This window comes from Capnocytophaga leadbetteri, from assembly GCF_003054025.1.
Taxonomy (GTDB): domain Bacteria; phylum Bacteroidota; class Bacteroidia; order Flavobacteriales; family Flavobacteriaceae; genus Capnocytophaga; species Capnocytophaga leadbetteri.
In genome coordinates, this window is the sequence record NZ_QBKG01000004.1 from 105,424 (window position 1) to 122,440 (window position 17,017).

At 38.3% G+C, this 17,017-nt stretch carries 17 protein-coding genes; 15 read left to right on the forward strand and 2 right to left on the reverse strand.

Going from position 1 to position 17,017, the window contains the following annotated elements:
• Positions 1-57: 57 nt before the first annotated feature.
• A complete protein-coding gene (gene hemL, locus C8P65_RS05395; RefSeq protein ID WP_107781923.1) occupies positions 58-1,344 on the reverse strand; it encodes a glutamate-1-semialdehyde 2,1-aminomutase in 1,287 nt (428 codons plus the stop codon).
• A 232-nt stretch (positions 1,345-1,576) separates the two neighbouring features.
• Positions 1,577-2,506 carry a PfkB family carbohydrate kinase gene (locus C8P65_RS05400; RefSeq protein ID WP_107781924.1) on the reverse strand — a complete coding sequence of 310 codons (930 nt, stop codon included), beginning with the start codon at positions 2,504-2,506 and terminating at the stop codon, positions 1,577-1,579.
• A gap of 374 nt (positions 2,507-2,880) precedes the next feature.
• Here C8P65_RS05400 and C8P65_RS05405 point away from each other — a divergent pair, with 374 nt between their 5' ends.
• From C8P65_RS05405 to C8P65_RS05475, 15 genes are all read left to right on the forward strand, one after another.
• Positions 2,881-3,939 (forward strand): PDDEXK nuclease domain-containing protein, encoded by a 1,059-nt coding sequence (locus C8P65_RS05405; RefSeq protein ID WP_245887333.1) that lies wholly within the window; start codon positions 2,881-2,883, stop codon positions 3,937-3,939.
• A gap of 155 nt (positions 3,940-4,094) precedes the next feature.
• Positions 4,095-4,640 (forward strand): DUF4303 domain-containing protein, encoded by a 546-nt coding sequence (locus C8P65_RS05410; RefSeq protein WP_107781925.1) that lies wholly within the window; start codon positions 4,095-4,097, stop codon positions 4,638-4,640.
• A 37-nt stretch (positions 4,641-4,677) separates the two neighbouring features.
• The gene (locus C8P65_RS05415) at positions 4,678-5,214 is read left to right on the forward strand and encodes an imm11 family protein (protein WP_107781926.1); all 537 of its coding nucleotides are present in this window, start codon (positions 4,678-4,680) and stop codon (positions 5,212-5,214) included.
• Between the two features lie 116 nt (positions 5,215-5,330).
• Entirely contained in the window at positions 5,331-5,987 is a 657-nt protein-coding gene (locus C8P65_RS05420; protein WP_107781927.1) for a hypothetical protein, read from the forward strand.
• A 110-nt stretch (positions 5,988-6,097) separates the two neighbouring features.
• On the forward strand, positions 6,098-6,442 hold the full coding sequence (locus tag C8P65_RS05425) for a hypothetical protein (RefSeq protein WP_107781928.1): 345 nt from the start codon (positions 6,098-6,100) through the stop codon (positions 6,440-6,442).
• Between the two features lie 263 nt (positions 6,443-6,705).
• Positions 6,706-7,581: a hypothetical protein gene (locus C8P65_RS05430; protein ID WP_107781929.1), complete on the forward strand. Its 876-nt coding sequence runs from the start codon at positions 6,706-6,708 to the stop codon at positions 7,579-7,581.
• A gap of 36 nt (positions 7,582-7,617) precedes the next feature.
• Positions 7,618-8,217, forward strand: coding sequence for a hypothetical protein (locus tag C8P65_RS05435; RefSeq protein ID WP_107781930.1), 600 nt, complete (start codon positions 7,618-7,620; stop codon positions 8,215-8,217).
• Positions 8,218-8,296: 79 nt separating this feature from the next.
• Positions 8,297-8,542, forward strand: a complete 246-nt coding sequence (locus C8P65_RS05440) for a hypothetical protein (protein WP_107781931.1) — start codon at positions 8,297-8,299, stop codon at positions 8,540-8,542.
• 310 nt (positions 8,543-8,852) lie between these two features.
• Positions 8,853-10,796: a threonine--tRNA ligase gene (thrS, locus tag C8P65_RS05445; protein WP_107781932.1), complete on the forward strand. Its 1,944-nt coding sequence runs from the start codon at positions 8,853-8,855 to the stop codon at positions 10,794-10,796.
• A 90-nt stretch (positions 10,797-10,886) separates the two neighbouring features.
• Entirely contained in the window at positions 10,887-11,432 is a 546-nt protein-coding gene (gene infC / locus C8P65_RS05450; RefSeq protein WP_084063412.1) for a translation initiation factor IF-3, read from the forward strand.
• Positions 11,433-11,497: 65 nt separating this feature from the next.
• Positions 11,498-11,695, forward strand: a complete 198-nt coding sequence (gene rpmI, locus C8P65_RS05455; protein ID WP_009389967.1) for a 50S ribosomal protein L35 — start codon at positions 11,498-11,500, stop codon at positions 11,693-11,695.
• A gap of 98 nt (positions 11,696-11,793) precedes the next feature.
• Positions 11,794-12,138, forward strand: a complete 345-nt coding sequence (gene rplT, locus C8P65_RS05460) for a 50S ribosomal protein L20 (RefSeq protein WP_009389968.1) — start codon at positions 11,794-11,796, stop codon at positions 12,136-12,138.
• Between the two features lie 85 nt (positions 12,139-12,223).
• Entirely contained in the window at positions 12,224-13,021 is a 798-nt protein-coding gene (locus C8P65_RS05465) for a hypothetical protein (protein WP_107781933.1), read from the forward strand.
• Between the two features lie 55 nt (positions 13,022-13,076).
• Positions 13,077-16,379 (forward strand): DUF2723 domain-containing protein, encoded by a 3,303-nt coding sequence (locus C8P65_RS05470; RefSeq protein ID WP_245887339.1) that lies wholly within the window; start codon positions 13,077-13,079, stop codon positions 16,377-16,379.
• Positions 16,380-16,385: 6 nt separating this feature from the next.
• A complete protein-coding gene (locus tag C8P65_RS05475; RefSeq protein ID WP_107781935.1) occupies positions 16,386-17,009 on the forward strand; it encodes a hypothetical protein in 624 nt (207 codons plus the stop codon).
• Positions 17,010-17,017: the final 8 nt, after the last annotated feature.

A 17,017-nucleotide genomic window follows, 5' to 3' on the forward strand; every position in this document is an offset into this window, starting at 1 on the left:
AAAATAAAAGCAAAAAAATAACGGCAAATAGCCGTTATTTTTTTGCTTTATAGGTGCTTATAATTCCATTGTTACTCTTGTGAGTGCTTTGATGGTCTTATCTAAATCTTCATAAGTGATAGCATCATTAAGGAAATAGCTCTCGAAAGCGCTCGGCGGTAGGTAGATACCCTCGCGTAGCATTCCGTGGAAATACTTCCTAAAACGCGCTGTATCGCTCTTTGATGATGAAGCAAAATCGGTTACAGGCTCTTCAGTAAAGAAGAGAGTAAACATCGAGCCAAAACTGTTGATTTGGTGCGGTATGCCCGACTTCTCAAGTACCGTATGGAAGCCTTCGTGCAGGTAGGCAGTCTTCTTAGCAAGACTTTCAAATACCTCTGGTTGCTCATTAAGAGCAGTGAGCATTGCCAGTCCGGCGCTCATTGCCAGAGGGTTACCGCTTAGAGTACCCGCCTGATATACAGGTCCTTCAGGTGCTAAATAGCTCATCACCTCTTTGCTACCTGCAAAAGCCCCTACCGGTAGTCCGCCACCAATTACCTTCCCAAAGGTAACAATATCAGCCTTAATACCAAACACTTCTTGCGCTCCCCCTTTAGCTAAGCGGAAGCCCGTCATCACTTCATCGAATATCAATAAAGCCCCATTGTCAGTACATAGCTGTCTTAATCCTTCTAGAAAACCTTCAGCAGGAGGTACGCAACCCATATTACCCGCTACAGGCTCGATAATCACGCAGGCTATCTGCTGCGGATTGGCTTCAAAAAGGGCTTTTACTGAACTCAAATCGTTATAATTTGCCAAAAGTGTATCTTTGGCAGTGCCTTGCGTTACCCCAGGGCTGTTAGGCGTACCAAAAGTAGCACCACCACTACCAGCTTCTATCAGAAAAGCATCAGAATGCCCGTGATAACAACCTACGAACTTGATAATCTTCTCTCTACCAGTATAACCACGCGCTAAGCGTATAGCACTCATACAAGCCTCAGTACCGCTATTTACAAAGCGAATTTTGTCGATATTAGGCACCATAGAGACAGCCAGCTCGGCTATTTGTACTTCTACTTCGGTAGGAATACCAAATGAAGTACCTTTTTTAGCACGCTCGGTTACAGCCTCAATCACAGGCGGATAAGCGTGTCCTAAGATAAGAGGGCCCCAAGAGGCGATATAATCAATATATTTGCGGTTATCTTCATCGGTCAGATAAGCCCCGCTGGCTTCTTTGATGAAAATAGGATTGCCCCCTACAGCGTTAAAAGCGCGTACAGGCGAATTAACCCCCCCAGGGAGTACTTGTTGTGCGGCTGCGAATAACTCGCTACTTCTTTTGTAAATCATATCGTTTAGTCTTTAGTTGTTAGTATGTTTTAGTTGTTAGTCCTTAGTCTTTAGTCGCTAGTATGTTTTAGTCGTTAGTATGTTTTAGTCGTTAGTCCTTAGTCTTTAGTCTTTAGCATCAAAAAAGCGTCTCTTTCTAGCGACTAGCGACTAACCACTAACGACTAGCTTCAGCGTCTCTTTCTAGCGACTAACGACTAACCACTAACGACTAGCATCTAGCGACTAGCATCTAGCGACTAACAACTATATCAAACTGTGTTAAGTCTTTAAACTGCTGCAATCGTTCCTGCATTTCTTCTTCCGTAAGACTTAGCATACGCTCAGTACCGAACTTTTCGATGCAAAACGAGGCTAAATTAGACCCGTGTATAAGGGCATTCTTAAGATTTTCGAAACTATAATCGGCTGTTTTGGCCAAATACCCCGCTATACCACCGGCAAACACATCGCCAGCCCCTGTAGGGTCGAACACTTCAGCCAAAGGTAGGGCAGGGGCAAAGAACACCTTATCGGCGTGGAAAAGCAACGCCCCGTGTTCGCCTTTCTTAATGATAACGTACTTCACACCCATTGCCATAATGCGTTCGGCAGCCTTTACTAAAGCGTACTCACCCGTTAGTTGGCGAGCTTCCTCATCGTTGATAGTCAGCACATCTATGCGGGCAATAACCTCCAAAAGTTCTTTGTGGGTATGGGTCATCCAGTAGTTCATCGTGTCCATTATCACCAATTTCGGAGGGGTACTCATCTGGTCGAGTACTTTCATTTGCACGCAAGGGTGTAGGTTGCCGAGCATCACTACTTCGGCATCGGTGAATTGGGTAGGCACAACAGGACAGAAGTCCGCCAAAACATTAAGCTGGGTATCGAGTGTATCGCGTAAGTTCATATCGTTGTGATACTTACCGCTCCAGAAGAAAGTTTTACCGCCAGCTACTACCTCTATGCCCGAGGTATCGATATGCCTCTGAGAGAGCGCATCGATAAAAGCGGAAGGATAATCATCGCCTACCACCGATACTACGGCAGAGGGAGCGTGAAACATAGCGGCTGATAAACTGATATAGTTAGCCGAGCCGCCCATAGTTTTATGGCTTTTTCCGAAAGGAGTTTCAATCTGGTCAAAAGCCATACTCCCTACGATTAGTAATTTACTCATTGGTGTTATAATTTCGGGGCAAAGGTAGGGTATAATTTGCAAATTAGCAAATGAGAAAATTAGCAAATTAGCAAATTTTGGGTGGCAGTAGAATATTTTTCTGGTTTTGGGAGGGTTGGTAGATGGTTGTCCTTTTGGTGATGCTATAGTGTTCCTCCAGTGTTCTTATATCCTTCCTATATCTGAAGTAAAGGGGAGGTATGGGGGAATATTTTTCTGATTTGACGATTTGCTAATTTGCTAATTATTCTGTAGCTTTGCGGTATCAAAATCTTACCCCTATGAAAATGAACACTCCACAAAACTCTTATACCTCTGCTGCTCAGTAGATAAAAGAAGCCATTCTTAGCAGTCAGTATACTGCGGCTAAACAAGTGAATGCTGCACAACTCTCCTTGTATTACGGTGTAGGACGCTATGTCTCTCAGAATACCCGTAAAGGGGTATGGGGCACAGGAGCCATAAAAGCTATTTCCGAACAGCTCCATAAAGAACTACCAGGGCTTCGTGGCTTTAGTGAACGCAATATTAAAAATATGCGTGCCTTTTATGAGGCTTGGAAGGAGCTGGATACTAATTCGGCAGTTGTAACTGCCGAATTGCAAGTTGTTGAAAAAAAAGAGATTGGTGATTTGGAAATTACAATTTCTAAATTGCAGAATGTATTAACGCCACATTTTGATACTTTTTCAGCCTCTTCTTTTTTATCACTGCCTTTTACTCATCATCTTGAAATTCTAAAAGAAGTAAAAGATATCAAACAACGTCTGTATTATATTCATTGGGCGATTGAAAATAAAGCATCCGTTATTTCTTTAAAACGAGCGCTTTCTGCAAATATTTATAGCACACAACCTCTCCCAAATAACTTTGCTCAAACGCTTCCCTCTAAGTATTTAGCGCGTAAAGCAGTAGAGATGTTCAAAGATGAGTATTTACTTGATTTTATCAATGTAGAAGAAATAGGAGAGCGAGACCTTGCTGATATAGACGAACGGGTAGTAGAACAGCAAATTATCCATAATGTTAAAAACTTTATTATGACTTTTGGTAAAGACTTTACTTTTGTAGGAAATCAATATCATTTAGAAGTATTTGAGGTAGAACAATATCCTGATTTGCTTTTCTTCAACCGCGAACTTAACTGTTTAGTATGTGTAGAACTCAAAAAAGGGGATTTTAAACCCTCTTATCTCGGACAGCTAACTACCTATTTGCGAATTTTAGACGATACAGTAAAGAAACCACATGAAAATCCTACTATTGGCATTATTCTTTGCAAAGATTTTAATAAAGATTTTGTAGAATACGTTATTCAAGATTATCATAAACCAATGGGAGTAGCACGCTATACCACCACTGCTGAAATGCCAGAACAGCTTCGGCGTGTATTACCCGATATAGAAGAGTTACGCAAAGTATTAGCAAAATAATTTATATTGAAGGAGAAAAATAGGACAATTATCAAGAGGCAGCATTTTGGGTTTTATCATTGACGCAGCTTACTTTTCAGGACTAAAACATACTACTTTGCCATAATAGGTAATAAACCCTCAGAAATATTTTCAACAAATAGAATCAAATTAAAATGACAGAAGAAGCGCGAACAGAAGCATTAAGTCAGCTTATCTATAAGTGTGCTAAAGAAGCATTCTTGGAATTGTTTAAGAACAAGGAACATTATTACAATTGTGTATTACTTGCTCCTGCCGAGGGGTATGCACCTATTCTATCGGCTTGGTCTTATGAAGCCTTGGACAGAGAGATACCTAAACACCCTAAAGAAGAAATTTGGTTATACAAATGGAACTTTGCCGATTCGCCTTATTACGCTTTTGGTGAAGAGTATTTCAAGCCTGTTCAAAGTTTATTAAATACATATCCTAGTATTTTTGATATGGAAGATGAAGATGAAATAGTGCGAGAGTTTGAACTAAGAGTCTCGGCAATGGTACAAGCGATGCAAAAAATGGATCAAGAGGGTATTTTCTCAATCAATCAGCCGAGAGAGCAAGTCTATATCAACGTTGAGTGTATTCCTAACGATAATTCCGATGTAGATAGAGCCCTTTTACTCAATGAAGCAAAGAACATTCAAGAATGGTTAAAAGATAATCCTAAAGTAGAGGAATAATTCTAGTTATTATAAAACACAAAGATTAGAATAAATTATGTGGTATTTTTTAATTTCAAATAGTGACTCATATATTGAGATACAAGGTTCTTATGATAGGGTTAGGAATATATTTTTCTCTAATCAACGAGAACCTATTGAAAATTTAGAACTAATAGCAATAGCTCAAGAAGGACTGACTAAAGAAATCCTTCTCGAAGTAGATTATTTGGAAGATGTAATAATGGGAGGTATTCCTGTTTTTAGTGCAAGATTCAAAGAAGTAATTCAACCTCATTTGAATGGAGAAATGGATTTTGTACCTTGTAAAGTACTGGTAAAGAATGATTCCTATCTATTCTACGCCGTGAGAATTAATACTATAATGCCTATAATAGACTATGAAAAATCAGGTCATAGAGAATTAGCAAGAGGTGGCACAATCATAGATGATCCTATCATTATAAAAGAAGATATCGACCCTAATCTTTTAATAGTTAGAGATGCCAAATATATGTCTAATTTCGTTGTAAGTAATACTTTAAAGAAATTAATAGAGAAAGAAAACTTAAAAGTAGGTTTTTATAGAGATTAAAGTTGCTTTTATGTCGCATTTTCCCTTTGGAGAATGCCAGTAAGAGTATGTTTATAATCAGTAAGATAATTTAACTTTCGTATTTAGTAAGAAAAAAATAGCTAAAATAACAGAAGATGACTAATTATGAATTATTAAGGAAAGATTTTACAATAGAAATTGAGCGATGCCATTTTTGTAATAAGAAACTAACTTCACAAAAAGTGTATGTAGTTAAAAATACTAATACAGGAGAAGTATTTTCTTCTGGATATTATTGTGCTGAAAAGAATGTAAATGTAGATTTAAAATCAATACCTGATTTTACAAGATACATTAGAGAAAATTTGAAAGATGAAGAAAGTGAGAATCAAGAAAGAAATCATCTTAGAAATCATCAAAATATTTGTAGGGATGATGATAATAAGAAAAAGGCAATAGAATACATTGAGCTTAGAGAAAATAAACTTATAAAAGAATTTGAAGGAGTTTCATATAAACCTCTAAAAGATTATTATACAGTTTTTCTTGATAAAAAAGACTTGACGAATGATGAAGTTAAACATATTTTAAATATAGAGAATGCTGCTCCAGAAATTTTTAAGTTAAATAATTTGCATAAGTGTTATTCATATTCTTTTTGGATTAAAAAAGCTATTAAAAAGGGTTATTCAGTAGATTTCTTAAACTCTATACTAAAATATCTATATAAAAATTTTAAAATCACCAATAAGCAAAAAGAATCTGTTAATAATGTTTTTAGAAAAATTGAAAATTTTCCTTGTTTAGATTAAAGTTATACTATAAAAAATGATAGAAAAATATTCTATGCCAGGCAGATTCAATTCAAAAATTAAAAATCATTTCTAAATTTAATAATTAGCGAAATAATTTATATATCAATATGCAACATTACAAAACAATAAAAGAGCTTATCAAAGATTATAAGCAATTGCCTTACCCTGGTATAATTTATATCGAAGGAGAAAAAAAGGACAATTATCAAGAGGCAGCATTTTGGGTTTTATCAAGTAATGAGGATAAAGAACAAAATTCTGTTGAAACTAAGTATGGAGAAGTTCCCGAATCATTAGCCCAATTTGAAGTAGCTTACTTTTCAGGAGTAGGAATTTTTCAAGACATTATTGACAATAAGTTTGATCATAATGAATTGCTAACTACCGAGGATACAGACGTCCTTTTAGGAGCTATTGAGCATTACTTTGAGTATGATGATTTTCAGGACTAAAAGTTTTCAACGCTTTACCGATTGATAAAACAAGTATTTTACAAGTATGAAAATAGAAGCAATAAATAAAGATAGTGAAGCAAAAGCCCTTGCTTTTCAGGAGTTTTTAGGCTTCCAATAGCGATTGTAATACTTACTTTATATGCGATACATTCAGCGAGTTTATAACTATTTTAGAGCATACTACTTTGCCATAATAGGTAATAAGCACACAGTTGCGTTTCTCATAGTGTATTAGCAAACACAAAGTTTAAAAACACTCTATGTATAAAAAATTAATTATTAGAGAACGAGATAAATATCTATTTGATATAGGAAGGTCTTGGCTAAATACAGACGACAGTACTAACAGAGGAGATTTGTTTAATATAAGAAAATCTTGGGGGGATTTTCCTTTTGAGGAAGATGAGGTTGCTTTTCTATCTTTTATATTAGAGAAGCCGTCATTAGCTCATTTTCCTAATGAGATAGCAAGGCTTTCATCTCTTAAAGCCTTACAAATTCCCGTTCAGTTTCTGCCTTTATCGGAGGAACAGCTACCTAACCATCTTATATCATTAACCCTTGATAACTTGTCAAGAGAGGAAGAGCAGGCAGGCAAACATTATTCTTGGAATCCCCTTGTAAAAATGGAGAATTTGGAGTGCCTTAGAATACTAGGAGATGATAACGGAGATTTGTTGGGTATTTCTCGAGAGGTAGTCTCTAACTTAAAATGGATAGAGGTAGAACTCTTTAATCCTAATACCATTCATACTATTAAAGAATTTAAGGACTTGGAGGCTGTCGTGCTTGATGAAGTAGGGAATGTAGATATTTTTGAACATCTTAAACATTTAAACTTGAAAATAGTCAGCGCCAAATCTCCTAAAAAGGGCTTTGATTATACTAAAATTTCCTACTTTAAAGCCTTAGAAATAGTCAGATTGTTTTCTATAAAAGAGGAAATAGATTGCGCTATGTTTTTAGATTTTCCTTATCTAAAGGAACTTTTGTTGTATAATTGTAAAAAACTGAAAAATGTAGAGACCTTTTTAGAAATGCCTGTACTAAAAAGTTTAAACATTGAAGATGCTAAAGGTATATCAAAGGAGCTAAAAGCATCTTTAAAAGAACATATTCCACAATGTGAGGTATAAAATAGGGTCAACTAAAAATGAGTGGAATGTTAATTTATGGAATATAAAGAATATAAGGAATATATACAACGTGAATTTCAGTATATTACTAAGGATAATATACTGTTTTGGAATTTGTGGAATATATCCTATCCGTTTGATGTGTTAGCCACTTATAAAGAGGCGTATCCAGAGGAATACGCCCTATTTAGTGAAATGTATTTTTCTTGTTCAGAAATGTTATATCAAGTAGATGAAAAAAGAGAAGTGTTAGTGTCTATTTTTGAACAAACCTATCCTTTTGTAATAGATGAACAAGGGGAAATTATAAATCCTAAGAATGTTCTACAGCAAAAATACGAAAGTTATGATGATGAAATATTGCCTGAACTGTGTATTCTTCTCTTGATAGGTCGCTTTGATGCAATTTACAAAGGGATAAAACAAAAGGTAGAAAGGTATGGAGAGCGTGCTATCAATGCGCCTATGGAAGTTATTTCGTATATCATCGCCTCGTATAAATGGGGGTATCTTTTTGATAATATGGATAAGAGTATTGTCAGAGATGAAGTTAATGCACAAATGAAATTAGTAAAAACGCTACAAACACCCCGTCTTTTTTCCTTAGAAGATAGGAATATTTTTAGAAATAAGTAACAATCAACAAACACCAATTTATCTAAATAAAAATGGATATATCTGTTAATCCAACTTCAACTAAAAAAGCAAAAAGATTATGCAAAGAGTGAAATTAACGATAAAACAATATTATTTTTTGCAAGATTTAATAAAACAATCTATAATTACTAACGTTTTTTATAAGGATAATCATATAGTCATTATTGAGTTATCTGAAGATGATATGGATAAAATAAGAGATTTAGCATTAGATTATCTTGATATATATGGCTTTGATAAAGATTATAAACTGACAGAATCAGGAAAATTGGCAGAGGAACTGGTAGACAAATTGTATACTTAGTCTTCATGATGACATCAATTTTAATGAGCTGACAGAAGAATAGAAGAAAAGCTGGACAAGTGTATGTAACTAAAAGTAAAGCAAGAGGGTTCTATTGTACTAAAATAGTATTACAGAGGCTGTGCAAAAAGTTTTTCGTGTATACTGACCGTTACATCTCTCCCTTTGAAGTTGGCAGGAGGAATATTAATAATCAATGAATTACAAGAAACTTTTTTGTGTTAATAAATTTTCAAATTTGCTCATTTACTAATTATTTTGTACTTTTGCACTTTCAAATTACAACTACACTAAAAATCAAATAGCAAAAATGATTAAAATTACTCTACCTGATGGCTCTGTAAAAGAGTTTAACAGTGGGATTACCCCTGCTGAAGTAGCGCTAAGCATTAGTGAAGGTTTGGCGCGCAATGTGTTATCTGCCGCTTTCAACGGCAAAACTATAGAAACGGTAACCCCTCTGACCACTGACGGTAGCTTGGTATTATATACGTGGGATAGCCCCGAAGGCAAAAAAGCTTTCTGGCACTCATCTGCCCACATTCTGGCACAAGCCCTCGAAGAGCTATACCCAGGTATTAAGCTCACCATAGGCCCTGCGATTGCCAATGGGTTCTATTACGACGTAGATTTCAATGGCAAACCTATTTCCGAAAAAGATTTCCCTGCTATCGAAGCTAAATTCTTAGAGATAGCCCGCGGTAAGCACCTCTTCAAGATGCGCGCCGTTAGCAAAGCTGAAGCGCTATCATACTACGCAGGCAAAAACGAATATAAAACTGAACTTATTGAGGCGCTCGAAGACGGTACTATCACTTTCTGCGACCATAGCACCTTTACCGACCTTTGTCGCGGGGGGCATATCCCTAACACAGGTTTTGTAAAGGCAGTGAAAGTACTCAGCGCCGCAGGGGCTTACTGGCGTGGTGATGAGCACAACCCTCAGCTAACACGCGTGTATGGTATTTCTTTCCCGAAACAGAAAGACCTTACCGAATATCTAACCCTCTTAGAAGAGGCCAAAAAACGCGACCACCGTAAGCTGGGCAAAGAACTCGAACTCTTTACTTTCTCTAACAAAGTAGGTCAAGGGTTGCCACTGTGGTTGCCAAAAGGAGCTGCCCTACGCGAGCGCTTGGAGGCTTTCCTTAGAAAAGCACAAAAAGAAGCAGGCTACGAACAAGTGGTTACCCCTCATATAGGGCATAAAAACCTATACGTTACCTCAGGTCACTGGGATAAATATGGCAAAGATAGCTTTCAGCCGATAGCTACCCCTAATGAGGGTGAAGAGTACCTATTGAAACCTATGAACTGTCCGCACCACTGCGAGATATACAACTCACACCCTTGGAGTTATAAAGATTTGCCTAAGCGTTTTGCTGAGTTTGGTACGGTATACCGCTACGAGCAGAGTGGTGAGCTACACGGACTTACCCGCGTGCGTTGCTTTACCCAAGACGATGCCCACATCTTCTGTACTCCAGAGCAGTTAGATGCTGAGTTTAAGCACGTTATCGACTTGGTATTGTACGTATTCGGTTCGCTTGGGTTCGACAACTTTACCGCTCAGGTATCATTGCGCGACCCTGATAATCCAACCAAATACATCGGTACTGACGAGAATTGGGCAAAAGCGGAAAATGCGATTATCAATGCTGCTAAAGAAAAAGGGTTGAATTATGTGATTGAAACAGGCGAAGCGGCGTTCTATGGTCCTAAACTCGACTTTATGGTGAAAGATGCCTTGGGCAGGAGCTGGCAGCTGGGCACTATTCAGGTAGATTACAACCTGCCAGAGCGTTTCGACCTATGGTATAAAGGTGCTGATAATGAGATGCATAGACCGGTGATGATACATCGTGCGCCTTTCGGAAGTATGGAGCGCTTCGTAGCTATTTTGCTCGAGCACACTGCTGGAAACTTCCCATTATGGCTTAATCCAACACAAGCGATTGTACTATCGTTGAGCGAAAAATATGAAAATTATGCTCAAAAAGTTTTGAGATTGCTAGAAAATTCCGATATTCGCACCCTGATAGACAATCGTGCCGAAACAATGGGCAAAAAAATACGCGAAGCAGAGACCCAAAAAGTGCCTTATATGCTAATTGTAGGCGAGAACGAAGAGAAAGAAGGTACCGTATCGGTACGCAAGCGCGGAGGTGAAGATTTGGGCAGTATGAGCGTAGAGGCTTTTGCTAAGCTCATCAATGATGAAGTAGCCAAATCAATTAGCAAATTTGCTAATTAGTCAATACAAAATTGGCAAATCGTCAAATTGGCAAATTGACAAATCGGCAAATCAGAATACTGAAAGTAATTTAAAATTTAGATAGCCATTATTAAGAAAACTAACACACCGGGCAGAGACGACAAAAACCCTCATCGCATCAATCGCGAGATTAGAGTGCCAGAGGTTCGTCTGGTAGGAGAAAACATCGAAGGCGGCGTTTATCCTACACGAAAAGCATTAGAAATCGCTGAAGAGCTAGAACTCGACTTAGTAGAGATTTCGCCTAACGCGACCCCTCCAGTTTGTAAAGTAATTGATTACAAGAAATTTCTTTACGAACAGAAGAAGCGTGACAAAGAAATGAAGGCTAAGGCTACCAAAGTAGTCATCAAAGAGATACGCTTTGGCCCTCAGACCGATGACCACGACTATGAGTTTAAAAAGAAACACGGCGAAAAGTTCCTCAAAGAAGGCTCGAAAGTGAAGGCATACGTGTTCTTCAAAGGGCGTTCTATCATCTATAAAGACCAAGGCGAAATACTATTATTGCGCTTGGCTACCGACCTTGAGGACTATGGTAAGGTGGAGCAAATGCCTAAGCTCGAAGGCAAACGTATGACGATGTTCTTAGCCCCGCTGCCAAAAAAGAAATAGTTCTGAATTCTAAATTCTGAATTGAAAAGAAACGTACTAATATCGACATAAAATTCAAGAAGCAAATGCCAAAAATTAAAACCAAATCTGGAGCTAAAAAGCGTTTCAAGCTTACCGGCTCTGGAAAAATCAAGAGAAAACACGCGTTTAAGAGCCATATCTTAACTAAGAAAGCTAAAAAACGCAAGTTAGCGCTCACCCACGCTACCCTTGTACATACTAATGACGAGGCAAGCGTGAAGAAACAATTAGGCTTAAAATAATTGTTTATTAGTAGGACATTTAATAACCGTGGAGCAGGTACCCCTAAGTGTTTAATTTAAGCTAAACCACCTGCTACAAAAAATTAAAAAAAGAATTTATGCCAAGATCAGTAAATGCTGTAGCTCGCAGAGCTCGTAGAAAAAAGATAATGAAGCAAGCCAAAGGTTTCTTTGGCCGCAGAAAAAACGTTTGGACAGTAGCCAAGAACGCTGTTGAAAAAGCGATGCAGTACGCTTACCGCGACCGCCGTAATAAGAAGAGAACTTTCCGTGCGCTTTGGATCGTGCGTATCAACGCAGGTGCTCGCCTACACGGACTTTCATACTCTCAATTTATGGGGAAACTAAAAGCTGCTAACATAGAGCTTAACCGTAAAGTTCTTGCCGATTTAGCAATGAACCACGCAGAAGCGTTCAAAGCTATAGTAGAAAAAGTAAAATAAACGTTTAACAAAAGATATTAGTACGAATTAAAAAAGGCTCTCTTACCATAAAAAAGAGAGCCTTTTTTTAATTTGATAATTTATAATGAATGTTATAACAAAAAAAGATCCTAAAAAGCAATTGATTTTTGCCGAAAAGCTACTGAAAATAGCGCGTATAATTTTAATTATAGCGTTGATTGTCAATTTATTATATGCTTTATGGCAGAAACCTTTACCAGACTTTAGCGATAAAGATTTTATAAATGAGCTGATAAGTTTATTCTCTCCGTTAGGCTTTTTTGTATTATTATATTTATTTGCTTATTTATGGGTGGTCGATAGGCGTATCAGATATAATCAATATGCAAAAGGAGAATTGCCTTCTGTTATTAAAGTGAAAGCCATTAATGATAGAATTATGCAGGCTGTCTTGCTTGTTTTCTTTTGTGTTTTTTTTGTGAGGATGTTGTTTTGGGAGGCAGTACAAGATTTTATGGAGAAACAGAAAGGTGAAAATACTCCTTTTATAGAGTATGTAGAAATAGTTATTTTAATGGCTATTATAGTAGCTTTTGCTTATGATTTTATAAGGAATTATAAGGCTAGTTTCTACGCTTTAGAAATACGAAATGAGTCACTTTATATTTTTAATAAAGAACAGCTTACTAATACTATTCCCTTAAATAGTATTCATCACATTCACTTTTTTGCCAAAAAGCAAGGAAAGTCTACGAGAATACATCCTCGTATGCAGGTTTATACCTCGAAAATAGATTATTTGCTATACATTAAACTGAGCATTGAAGACTATCATTTACTAAAGACTTTTTTCTCTCGTAAGCGCATAAAAGTAATAGATGAATATAGCTTTTTTAGGGAGAAAATAAAAAGGAAGGTTTAATTTGCTAATTATTAAATTATCCGTACCTTTGCGTCTTGATATTAATTTTGTTATGATGACGGATAAACTCTTTAAGAAATACAACCTTATCGTAGGGTGGGCAGTGTTTGCTATTGCTTTAGTTACCTATAGCCTTACCGTAGAACCTACAGTAAGTTTTTGGGATTGTGGCGAATATATTGCTACTTCAGCTAAATTAGAGGTAGGTCACCCACCCGGAGCGCCTTTCTTTCAGATGATGGGGGCTTTTATTGCTGCTTTTGCGCCTAATACCGACAAAATTGCCTTGCTGGTGAACTATATGTCGGTGCTATCAAGTGCATTTACAGTTTTCTTCCTCTACTTTATCATCGTCAATCTTGCAAAAAAGATAGCCTTGCGCAGTGCCAATACCCTATCAGTAGCTCATACAATAGCTGTAATGGGTAGTGGGGTAGTAGGGGCGTTGGCTTATACGTTCTCTGATAGCTTCTGGTTCAATGCTGTAGAGGCTGAGGTATATGCTATGGCTATGCTCTTTATGTCGGTGATGTTTTGGTTGGGCATCAAGTGGACGGATAGTCTGCACGAGCCACGCGGCGACCGCTGGTTGTTGCTTATCTCGTTGGTAGTAGGGTTGTCGTTTGGGGTGCACTTTATGGCGCTGCTTACTATTCCTGCTATCGGTATGCTGTATTTCTTCAACAGTCATTATAAGAAAAATGTATGGAACTTCCTTCTGGCTAATGTAGTTTCAATAGCAGTCTTATTGCTTATCTTCAAACTGATATTGCCATATACCTTGGCTTACTTTGGTTATTTGGAAGTGTATTTTGTCAATTCGTTTGGTATGCCGTTTAACTCGGGAACTATTATCGCAGGGCTTACCTTAGTGGCGTTTTTCTTTTTCGCACTCAGATATGCTTCTCAGAAGAAGAAAGTGCGCTTACAGACAGCTACCTTGTGTCTGCTTTTTGTATTTATAGGCTTTTCGTCTTGGCTGATGATACCTATTCGCTCTAATGCCGATACAGTTATCAACGAAAATAGTCCAACCGATGCCCGTTTGCTGTTGGCGTACTACAACTTAGAGCAATACCCCGAAACGCACTTGTTTTATGGACCTATGTACTCTGATAAATACGCTGGTATAGACGAGGATTACCCTTACCAAGATGCCAAACCTAAGTACGAACGCGATTATACTACAGGGCGTTATATTATCGTAAACCAATATAAGAATGCACAAGTAGCTTCTAACAGAAAGCAAATGGGCTTTTTGCCGCGTATGTGGAGTCCGCAGCACGCTGCCAACTATATGAAGCTAACAGGGCAGTTAGACTTCAAGATTAGCGAAGAAGCCTACCAAGAGCCTAAGCTATATCAGTTTTTACAACAAATACAGCGTCAGCAGTCGATAACTCCGATGCCAGCAGAGCGTTATGACCAGTTCCTTTCTGACTACCGCGATTATATAGAGGTAGAAAAACCGAGTTTTTGGAAGAATATGGCTTACTTATTCGACTATCAGTTCGGGTATATGTATTTCCGCTACTTTGCGTGGAACTTTATCGGCAGGCAAGATGACGTACAAGGCAAACTCGAAAACGACCACGGCAACTGGCTTTCGGGTATCAACTTTATTGACAGTGCCCACTTAGACTCGCAAAAACATCTCCCTTCCGATGTGCTTAATAACAAGGCGCGCAATACCTATTATTTCCTTCCTTTCCTCTTAGGGCTTTTAGGGTTTGTATTCCTATCAATGAAGAGCGAACGACAAACGTGGGTGATATTAGTGCTTTTCCTCTTTACGGGCTTGGCACTTAAGATATACCTAAACGAACGTCCGTTTGAGCCACGCGAGCGTGATTATGCTCTTGTAGGGTCGTTTTATGCCTTTACTATTTGGATAGGGTTGGGTGTGTATGCCCTCTTTAGTGCTGCGCGCAAGTATATACACCCCAACATAGCAGCTACAGCAGCCACAGTGCTTAGCCTTGTAGCGGTACCTGCTGTAATGGCGTATCAAAACTGGGACGACCACGACCGCTCTCAGAAATACTCAGCCGAGTTTATAGCCGATGCTTACCTCGAATCGGTAGCCGAAAACAAAGACGCTATGATTTTCACCATAGGTGATAATGATACCTTCCTACTGTGGTACGCACAAGAGATAGAGGGCTATCGCACCGATGTACGTGTGATAAATACTAGCTTATTACAAACTGATTGGTACATCGACCAAATGAAGCGACAAGCCTACCAAAGTACCCCTATACCAGGGCAGTTGGTACACAAACAGTACGCTCACGGAGTAAGAGAGGCTATTTACTACCAAAAGCGCACTGATAACCGTTGGAATATTAAAGACTTTGTAAACTGGATTACCAGTGACGACCCTTCTACACGTAGTTCGCGTGGAGCAGGCGAATATAAGCAAGATTTCTATTACTATCCTACCAATAAGTTGCGTATACCGGTGAATAAGGAAAACGTGCTGAAGAGTGGTATCGTAAAACCAGAAGATGCTGATAAGATAGTAGATTATATCGATATTACCCTACCGGGAGCTATAGATAAAGCCCGCATAGTGATGCTCGATATTTTGGCAAACAACGATTGGAAGCGTCCTATCTACTTCACAGGTGGTAGTATGGATTCCGCTGAATATCTGTGGATGAAAGACTACTTACAGTTAGACGGACTTGTATACAAGTTAGTGCCTATCAAAACGCCTATCGATAAGAATAATCCTTATGATATGGGTCGCATAGACTCTGAGCTGATGTACAATATCGTAAAACGATGGACGTGGGGCAATATGGGCAAAGAGGGTATTTACTTAGACCCTGAAACACGCAAAAACAGTATTATTTTCCGCGGCAATCTCGCTCGCCTTACCGAACAGCTTATAGCAGAAGGAAAAACCGCTAAAGCCTCTGAAATCATCGATATAGCGATGAAAAATATGCCGATAGATGCTTATGGGTATTACTTTACTCTCGATCCTTTTATCCAAGGTTCTTATAAAGTAGGCAAGAAAGAGCAAGCACGCGCTATCGCTCTACAGGTGATAAAGAAATATCAAGAAGAGCTTAATTATTACACTCACCTGCCTGCAAGTGAGCTAAACAGCAATGCTAAACGCATACAGTATTGCATAGACCGCTATGGCGAAGTAGTGATGCTAAGCGAAACTTTGGATAAGGAGTTTTATGCTGCCCAATGGGCGATATTCAAAGATAAAGCAGGTTTATTTATGGGTGAAAAAGAGCTTGAAGAATACTTCAAAGGGGCTGCGAGCCAAGCAGCTTTAGACTCTTTGCGCAACACTCTGATTGATACCACGGCTACTTCTGATAGTACTGAAGAATAATATACTATGCGCTTTAGCTACGTCATATCTTTTTTCTCGCACCCTATTTGGTTGCCTATTTACGGCGCGATGATAGTGCTGTTTAATATCCCGTTTTTCTTACCTTTTGAGATGGTGAGATTTACGTGGTTGTTACTGCTATTGGTTACCATAGCGCTGCCTTCACTCATATATCTTATTTTGTTTGTGAGAGGCTGGCTACAACACCCTTTCATCATAACAGCCGAAAAGCAGAAATGGTTACTTTGCGGCTATATAGTTATGCTGTTGGTAGTAGCTTTTAGCATAACTACTATCGACCACTATCCCATACTATGGGTATATCTGATGAACTTAGCAGTGTCGTGTCTGATACTGCTTCTTCTGCTTTTCTTTAAGTTCACCCCTAATGTATTTGTAATGGGAATGGGAGCTCTGATGGTATTCACCCTACTGCTGAGTCTTTCGTTTGAGAAAGATATGACATATCTTATAGCAGCTTTCATCTTTATGAGTGGGGCGAGTATCACTGCGCAGTATTATCTTACCGCTCAACCACTACGTTGGCTACTACTTAGTTGGGTTATTGGGGCACTACCTCAGCTCTCGCTAATGCTACTGCTGAAAAATCTGCTCTTTGGGTTTCACTAATTATAAAA